The organism is Natronorubrum halalkaliphilum (genome assembly GCF_009834785.1).
Classification (GTDB): Archaea; Halobacteriota; Halobacteria; order Halobacteriales; family Natrialbaceae; genus Natronorubrum; species Natronorubrum halalkaliphilum.
The window spans coordinates 100,147-108,106 of sequence record NZ_WUYX01000060.1; the positions used below are offsets into that span (position 1 = coordinate 100,147).

Below are 7,960 nucleotides of genomic sequence, written 5' to 3' on the forward strand. Positions count from 1 at the left end.
GTAGCAGGATGCCAACCCCCATAAGTGGGCTGAAACCGGTTTCGTCCCAGATCCTGCGACTGACTCACAAACTAAATAATTCGGACGGTTTCGTTGTAAAATAACGAGCGTTGTCATCGATGAGTTCCACACGAGACTACGAGTATCTCCTCGAGTGCAAGAACGTGATCGGCGTCGACTACGACGCGAACGAAGACCGAGTCACCGTCTTCGTCACCCAGAAAGAGCCGGCCGAGCGTCTCACGGAGGAGGACCGCGTCGAGAAACGCGTGACCGACGCGGGGGACGACGTGGCCGTCGACGTCGTCGACGCGGGCTACGACGAGGAGCGGGAAGGGTTCGACGCGCTGTCGACGTTCGAAACGCTTCCTGAGGCGGCCCCCGGTCGGGAGGGCCGTCATCGTCCCGTCCCCGCCGGCGTCAGCGAGAGCAACGCGAACCTGACGGCGGGCACGGCCGGGCCGTATCCCGCTCAGGTTACCGACCCCGACGACGGAGACGCCGTCTGGCGCGACGACGTTCGATCGGGGGACCTCGTCCGACTCTCGAACAACCACGTCTACGCCCGGTCGAACGAGGCGGACCCCGGTGCGCCGATCCGCCAGCCCTCGCCGCGCGACGGCGGCACCGCCGACGACGCCGTCGGCGACCTCGTCGGCTACGTCCCCATCGAGGAGGGCGTGCGCGTCGACGTGGCCGCCCGGTCGGCCGGACCGGACCGAGATACGGACGCCTACTTCGAACTCGAGGACACGTGGCCGACCGGGATCAAACGCGAGGGCTACGATGAACTGAAGGGTGAGACAGTGACGAAGACCGGGCGCACGACCGGCGTGACGAGCGCCGACATCGAGGCGACGAGCGCCAGCGTTCGCGTGAACTTCGGCGAGGTTCACGGCCCGGTGTTGCTCCGGGAGCAACTCGTCGCCGGCCACATGTCCGAGGGCGGCGACAGCGGCTCCCCGGTCTTCCTCGAGGACGGGACGCTCGTCGGCCTGCTCTTTGCCGGCTCGGCCGAGCAGACGATCTGCAATCGGATCGCGCTGGTCGAGTCAGAACTCGGCGTCGAGATCCTCGCCGCCGAACCGAGCGACGACGCCGACGACGGCGCGGCGATTCCGGTCACCACGACGGCGTTCGATCACACCGTTTCCGTCGACCTCGAGTCGTCCGCGTTCTCGCTCGAGTCGGTCGCGTTCGACGACGAACTCCGGCGGGGCGAAACCGTCGACGTCACCGCGAGCGTCGTCGCCGAGCCCGGTCGGTACTGGCTCGAGATCGACGGCGAACGAAGGAGGGTTTCGGTGGGATCGATTGGCGACGGTGTCGATGCCAATGACAATGACAGCGGCAGTGACGATGCCGACTCTCGCGCTCGAGCGACGGTGACCGTCCCGGTCTCGATTCCGGACGACGTCGACTCGCTGACCGTTCGGGTTCGCGGCGGGTCCGTATGCGCGCTCGAGTGAGGGCCTACGAGATGAGCGGTTACGGTCCCGAGGACATCGACGCGTAGGAAAGTACGAAAGGCCGAGTGAGAGCGCGCAGAGACGAAAATCCCCGGAGAGAGACTACGCCGGCGCAAAAAACCGGAAACAGAGGAAGTTCGGCCGCGTCGCCTCGTACTCGTATCGCTCCGGATTCGCCTCGCAATACGCGTCCGTCGGCGTCGGCTCGAGCAGGCGATCGAGTCGAAAGCCGGCCTCGAGCGCGGGGGAAACCATCGCGGAGAGCGGACGACGGTACGCCGGGACCGTCACCTCGGTACCGAAGGAGTCCCAGACCGCCGACACCAGTTCCCGCTCGTGATAGTTTTCGGCCTCGGCGTACTCTTCGAAGTCCGCGTGGGGATGTTGCACCGAAAACACGAGCCAGCCGCCGGGCCTGAGAACGCGGCGGAGTTCCTGAAACAGTGGTGTCCAGTCCTCGACGTAGTGAAATGCAAGCGAACTAGCGACCCCGTCGAAGGCGTCGTCGGCGACGGGGAACCCGCTCCCGAGATCGGCCTGCAAGACGTCAGCAGCGGGGATTCGTTCTCGTGCGTACGCGAGCATCTCGCGACTCGCGTCGAGACAGACCGCGGTCGCTCCGCGAGTTCGGAGTTCGGCCGCGAGGTGTCCGGCACCACAGCCGGCGTCGAGAACGCGCGCCCCCTCGAGATCGGGAAGCAAGGAACACGTCGCCGGCCGTTCGAGGTACGCGTTCGACGGCTTCGTATCGCCCTCACGATCGTACCCCGCCGCGAGTTCGTCGTAGGCCCCCTGGGCGACTGGACGGCCGGTCGGATTCGACATTGGTCGGGCGGAAGCGACAGGAGCGTAAAAATCGTCCGTTCGACCCTGTCCGTGCCGGCCGTCCGACGACGGGCAACGTCAGAGCTATATAACTAGGTCATACAACCTAGTTATCGATGGCGCGAACCCAGATCGAAGCCGCCCGCGAGGGAACGGTCACCGACGCGATGGAACGAGTCGCCGAGCGAGAGAACCGCGAGCCGGAGTTCGTTCGGGAGCAGGTCGCGGAGGGACAGGCCGTGATCCCGGCCAACACCAATCACGAGGCGCTGGATCCGATGATCATCGGCCGCGAGTTCGCGACGAAGGTCAACGCGAATATCGGCAACAGCGAGACGACCAGCGATCTCGAGGAGGAGTTGGGAAAGCTCCACACCGCGGTTCACTACGGCGCGGACACCGTCATGGATCTCGGGACCGGAAGCGACTTAGACGAGATTCGCGAGACCCACGTCGACTACTCGCCGGTGCCGATCGGGACGGTGCCGCTGTACGAGGCCGTCAAACGGGCAGAGAGTCCCGAAGAGATCACGACGGATCTGCTGCTCGAGATCATCGAGAAACAGGCCGAGCAGGGCGTCGACTACATGACGATCCACGCCGGGATTCTGGCGGAGCATCTGCCGCTGACCAACGGGCGCAAGACCGGGATCGTCTCCCGCGGCGGCTCGATCATGGCGAAGTGGATGGAAGAAAACGGCGAGCAGAATCCGCTCTTTCAGGTGTACGACGAAATCTGTGAGATCTTCGCCGAGCACGACGTCACCTTCAGCCTCGGCGACAGCCTCCGGCCGGGCTGTATCGCTGACGCCTGCGACGACGCCCAGTACGCCGAGTTGGATACGCTGGGCGACCTGACGCGTCGCGCCTGGGAGCACGACGTCCAGGTGATGGTCGAAGGGCCGGGCCACGTCCCGATGGACAAGGTTGCCGAGAACGTCGAACGCCAGCAGGAGGTCTGCGACGGCGCGCCGTTTTACGTCCTCGGGCCGCTGGTGACCGACATCGCACCCGGCTACGACCACATCACGAGCGCTATCGGCGCGGCGATGGCGGCTCAGGCCGGCGCGGCGATGCTCTGTTACGTGACCCCGAAAGAACACCTCGGCCTCCCCGACGAAGAAGACGTCCGCGACGGACTCGCCGCCTACCGGATCGCCGCCCACTCGGGCGACGTGGCCAACGGCCGTCCCGGCGCTCGAGACTGGGACGACGCCCTCTCCGAAGCGCGATACGAGTTCGACTGGCGCGAGCAGTTCCGCCTCGCGCTGGACCCTGACCGGGCCCGGGACTACCACGATCAGACCTTGCCCGGCGACAACTACAAGGAAGCCCGGTTCTGCTCGATGTGTGGCGTCGAGTTCTGCTCGATGCGGATCGATCAGGACGCACGGGAATCGCGTCGCGATTCCCGAAGCAGTCAGAGTCCGAAGGGATCTGAACAGCCCGGGGACGCAGGCGAGATGAAGCACCTCGAGTCGACGACCGATCTCGAGTCCTCGCCCGCAGCGGAGGTAAATCGCCCGCCCGTGGGAACCCACGAATCGTCCGACGACTCAGGTGACGAGAACTGGCCCGACCGCGCGGTCGAAGGGACTGGCGACGACTGATACGGTCCGCTGTCCCGGTTCTCGGTGTGGTCACGGCACAGCCGTGAGCTTTTCTGTCGTTGATCAGGCGCTATCGATGACTCCCCGATAGCAACAGGGGCCGGCACGCGACGATGGATTGATACCACGCCCGGCCGACCCGAGGGTATGGACACGGTTCGCGCGCTACAGGTCGACGCCTTCACCGACGAACCACTGACCGGCAACCCGGCGGGTGTAATTCCGGACGCGGACGGCCTCTCGGACGATCAGATGCAAGCGATCGCCGCCGAGATGGCCGTCAGCGAGACGGCCTTCCTCCGCTCGAGCGAGAGCGCCGATCGCCGGATTCGCTACTTCACCCCCACTCAGGAGGTCGATCTCTGCGGCCACGCGACGATCGGGAGCTTCGCACACCTCCACGACGAAGGACTCGAACCCGGCACGACAACCCTCGAGACGAACGTCGGCCGTCTCGAGATCGAACTGACCGAGGACGGGACGGTCTGGATGACACAGAACGCGCCGCAGATCCGCGAGGTCGACGTGGGGTACGACCGCGTCGCCGACGCCCTCGGCGTCGACCAGGCCGCACTCGAGGGCGCGAGCGACGATATTCCGCTCGCGGTGGCCTCGACGGGACTGCCGTTCCTGATCGTTCCGATCACGTACCTCTCGGACCTCGGGGACGCCGATCCCGACATGAGCGCCGTCGAGGACCTCGCCGAGTCGGTCGACGCCACGGGGGTCTACCTCTTTACCTTCGACGCACTCGATCGGGAGTCGACGCTGCACGGACGGATGTTCGCGCCGGGAGCCGGCGTCCCGGAGGATCCGGTCACCGGCACCGCCAGCGGAGCCGTCGGTGTGTACCTCGATCGCTTCGCCGCGTTCGACGGCGACCTGCCCGACGAACTCCGCCTCGAGCAGGGCCATTACGTCGACCGTCCGGGGCTGGTTCGCGCTCGCGTCGGGAGTAGCGTGCAGGTAGGGGGCCGCGGCGTGACCGTGCTCGACGGCTCGCTCGTCGTTCCCGAGGACGACGACGACGAGATACTCGAGGCCTGATCGGGACCGTCCGGTCGTTGCGGGCTTGCGGGGTATCGGATTCTGAGAGAGAGAGAGTGACTGTGCGCGACGGTGGCGTGCTGGGGGGACTATTCGGCTGGTGTGTCGCCAGTACCGGCGGCGTCGGGGTTGGCTTCCGCTTCGGTTCGGGTTTCGGTTTCGGTTTCGGTTTGCGCCTTAGTTTCGGACTCCGAGTCGGTCGTCGACGCTGCAGCACCCGTCGCAGTCGTCGCGTCGCCAGTTCCAGGGAGAGCGTCCTCAACGTCGTCGCCGTCGCCCGTTCCGTCGATAGTATCAGTGCCAGCGCCAGCGTCTCCGTTTTCGTCAGCTTCGTCATCCTCGCCAGCCTCGTCACCGGCCTCCGCGGCCGCGTGGTCGCGGGTTGCGCTCGCGTCGCTCGCTGACTCGACCTCACTCGAGGCTACCGAGGTCGGAACCGGCCGAGTCTCGGTTGCGGCGCTCGAGTCGGTATCGTTGGTATCGGCAGTTACGTCAGTAACGTCGGTATCGACACGCTCGTCGGTTCCCTCGTCCGCATCGCTCGCGTCGACCATCGAATCCGCGCTCTCAGGGTTCGATTCGAGGTGCTCGCGCTCGTCGAACCGCGCGGTGTGCTCGGCGCGTTCGAGCGCCCGTATCTCGCGTCGGGTGTCGGCCAGTTCGGACTCGAGTTCGGCGAGTCGGTCGTCGAGGCCGGCGAGGACCTCGTTCGAAACCTGCTCGGTGTCAAACCTCCGAGCAGCGGCCCGGCCGGCCGCGCGGGGAACCGTCAGAAAGAGCGCGTACGTCTTGCCGACCTGCCAGACGATCACGCCGAGCACGCAGAACAGGACCGTGATCGACGGATTCGCTCGCTCGATCGCGGAGCCCGGATTCAACGGATCGCCGACGAGGGACGTGATCGCGCTTCCGAACCCGGCGAGAAAGCCGACGACGACGAGTACCAGCCCCAATATCAGCGCCCCCGCTGCGACCGCCCGGTAGACGAGTGCCCACTTGAACGGATAGCGAACGTCCATACCCCGACGAGTTACTCGAGGGGAATAATCACTTCGGACCACATACCGAGCGAGTGAGAGAACGGTTCGCTCCGGCGGAAACCGAACTTAGTCGGCGCCGTCAAAACTGGCGACTAGCGTCCATATTATCGAGCGCCGTCAGCGCCGCCTTCAGAACCTTTCGCTCGCTTCGGCGGAGATTCATCGAGACAGCCGTCTTCGAGATGTCGAAGTGAGCCGCCAGTTCGTCGAGCGTCGTCTCTCGTGGCGTCTCGTAGTATCCTTTCCGAGCGGCGGCCTCGAACGTGTCGCGTTCGGTTTCGGTGAGCGACCGGCAGCCCTCGAGCAACCGGAGCGCGCTGTCCGAGTTCTCCAGCAGGTCAAACAGCGCCGTCGGTCCGAACTGGTCGCGATCCTCGACGGTGTACTCGTTGTGTCGGTCGAGTTCGGCGAGGGCCCGATCCTCGGCGTCGTCATCGTCGAAGCCGACGTGCCACCGTTCGCGGCCGTTCTCGATCTGAAACGGTCCGGTGATGTAGCCGCCGTTTTCCTGAATGGTGTGCATCGCGTTCGTTTCCTCGATCGTTGTGCCGATCTGGGCGACGTTTTCGAGCTTTGAGAGAATGTAACACTCCGTCATGTTCGGGTGATCCCGAAGTTCGTGTAGCCCCCGCTCGAGTGTACCCGTCGACTCCCCTTTTGCGATGAGCCGCGTCTCGAGTTTCCCGTCGTCGGTGTCCAGTTGCCACTGGACGGCCGAGAACGCGATATCGACGTCGTCAGTCGTGTCGATAAACGGACAGTCGTACTGCCGCATGTCGATATCGAGATCGATCATACTAGGGAACGAATCACATACAATGTCTTAATATTTGCTATCGGTTATCACGGTCGAGTGCCTCGAGCGGTGGTCTCACGGTCGATCGACGACAACGCTGTTGATATGTTAACAACTGTGTTTTAGCATGCGTCGAGGGTACATACATCGTGAGTGAGCTATGTCTCAGAACCAGGTGACGCCGCCGACGGTGTCTCGCGACGATATTCATACGGTCGACGACGAGTCGTTTACCGACCGAAACGTCTGCCTCGTGACGGGTGCCGGCTCCGGAATCGGGCGGGCAACGGCGCTCGTCGCCGCCGGAAACGGCCTCACCGTTGCGGCGACGGATATCGACGAGGACGGGCTCGCGGGAACGATCGAACACGGGGAGGAACTCGCTCTCGAGGGCGATATCGAGCCGATTGTCGGTAATCTCACCGACGACGGCGACCTCGAGCGGATCGTCGAGGAGGCCGCAGGGCTGGGTGTCATCAAGTACCTCGCGAACGTCGCCGGGATGCAACACATCGACGCGGTCGAGAACTTTCCGATGGAGACCTACGACCGAATGCATCGGGTCATGCTTCGGGCCCCGCTGTACCTTTCGAAGCTTTGCATTCCACACTTCCAAGAGACCGAGGACGGCCGGGGCTGTGTCGGCAACATGAGCTCGGTCCACGGCCACTACGTCACGAGCGACAAGGTCGGCTACAACGTCGCGAAGTTCGGGCTCCGGGGACTCACCCAGTCGATCGCCGCCGAGGGCGAGGGGAATATTCGTTCGTTCTCGATCAGCACCGGCTACGTGAAGACGCCGCTGGTGACGGCCCAACTCGAGGACACCGCCGAACAGCGCGGGATTTCGGTCGACGAGGTGATTCAGGACGTGATGCTCGGCCAGTCCCGCGTCACGGAGATGATGGAACCGGTCGACGTCGGCAACCTCTTCGTCCTCGGCTTTTCCGATCTCGGCCGTCATCTGGACGGCGGCGACCTGTTGTTTGATGGGGGTATGACTCTTACCTACGAGTGACAATGAGCGAGAACACGACCGACCCGAGTCTCGAGGACGTCGACGAAATCGTTCACGAACCCAGCGACGAGTTCGTCGAGTCGACCAACGTCTCCGAGTTTATGCAGGCGTACGGAATCGACGACTACGACGCGCTCATCGAGCGGACCACGACC

At 64.5% G+C, this 7,960-nt stretch carries 7 protein-coding genes; 4 read left to right on the top strand and 3 right to left on the bottom strand.

Annotated elements, in window-relative coordinates:
* Positions 1 to 119: 119 nt before the first annotated feature.
* Positions 120 to 1,469 (top strand): chymotrypsin family serine protease, encoded by a 1,350-nt coding sequence (locus tag GS429_RS17340; RefSeq protein WP_160066602.1) that lies wholly within the window; start codon positions 120 to 122, stop codon positions 1,467 to 1,469.
* A gap of 102 nt (positions 1,470 to 1,571) precedes the next feature.
* Here the strand turns inward: GS429_RS17340 and GS429_RS17345 are convergent, their stop codons facing one another.
* Positions 1,572 to 2,294 carry a class I SAM-dependent methyltransferase gene (locus GS429_RS17345; RefSeq protein ID WP_160066603.1) on the bottom strand — a complete coding sequence of 241 codons (723 nt, stop codon included), beginning with the start codon at positions 2,292 to 2,294 and terminating at the stop codon, positions 1,572 to 1,574.
* A gap of 116 nt (positions 2,295 to 2,410) precedes the next feature.
* Here GS429_RS17345 and thiC point away from each other — a divergent pair, with 116 nt between their 5' ends.
* Entirely contained in the window at positions 2,411 to 3,904 is a 1,494-nt protein-coding gene (thiC, locus tag GS429_RS17350; RefSeq protein WP_160066604.1) for a phosphomethylpyrimidine synthase ThiC, read from the top strand.
* A gap of 147 nt (positions 3,905 to 4,051) precedes the next feature.
* On the top strand, positions 4,052 to 4,951 hold the full coding sequence (locus tag GS429_RS17355) for a PhzF family phenazine biosynthesis protein (RefSeq protein WP_160066605.1): 900 nt from the start codon (positions 4,052 to 4,054) through the stop codon (positions 4,949 to 4,951).
* Positions 4,952 to 5,040: 89 nt separating this feature from the next.
* Here GS429_RS17355 and GS429_RS17360 read toward each other — a convergent pair whose 3' ends face one another.
* Both GS429_RS17360 and GS429_RS17365 read right to left on the bottom strand, forming a co-directional pair.
* Entirely contained in the window at positions 5,041 to 5,970 is a 930-nt protein-coding gene (locus GS429_RS17360) for a hypothetical protein (RefSeq protein WP_160066606.1), read from the bottom strand.
* 100 nt (positions 5,971 to 6,070) lie between these two features.
* On the bottom strand, positions 6,071 to 6,787 hold the full coding sequence (locus tag GS429_RS17365; RefSeq protein ID WP_160066607.1) for a helix-turn-helix domain-containing protein: 717 nt from the start codon (positions 6,785 to 6,787) through the stop codon (positions 6,071 to 6,073).
* Positions 6,788 to 6,947: 160 nt separating this feature from the next.
* On the opposite strand from GS429_RS17365, the gene GS429_RS17370 reads away from it, so the two are divergent.
* Positions 6,948 to 7,805, top strand: coding sequence for an SDR family NAD(P)-dependent oxidoreductase (locus GS429_RS17370; RefSeq protein WP_160066608.1), 858 nt, complete (start codon positions 6,948 to 6,950; stop codon positions 7,803 to 7,805).
* The last annotated feature ends 155 nt before the right edge of the window (positions 7,806 to 7,960 follow it).

Bases quoted from the DNA above. Each gene is read 5' to 3' on its own strand.
- GS429_RS17360 (WP_160066606.1), bottom strand. From the start codon at position 5,970: ATGGACGTTCGCTATCCGTTCAAGTGGGCACTCGTCTACCGGGCGGTC.
- GS429_RS17365 (WP_160066607.1), bottom strand. From the start codon at position 6,787: ATGATCGATCTCGATATCGACATGCGGCAGTACGACTGTCCGTTTATC.
- GS429_RS17355 (WP_160066605.1), top strand. From the start codon at position 4,052: ATGGACACGGTTCGCGCGCTACAGGTCGACGCCTTCACCGACGAACCA.
- GS429_RS17340 (WP_160066602.1), top strand. From the start codon at position 120: ATGAGTTCCACACGAGACTACGAGTATCTCCTCGAGTGCAAGAACGTG.
- thiC (WP_160066604.1), top strand. From the start codon at position 2,411: ATGGCGCGAACCCAGATCGAAGCCGCCCGCGAGGGAACGGTCACCGAC.
- GS429_RS17370 (WP_160066608.1), top strand. From the start codon at position 6,948: ATGTCTCAGAACCAGGTGACGCCGCCGACGGTGTCTCGCGACGATATT.
- GS429_RS17345 (WP_160066603.1), bottom strand. From the start codon at position 2,294: ATGTCGAATCCGACCGGCCGTCCAGTCGCCCAGGGGGCCTACGACGAA.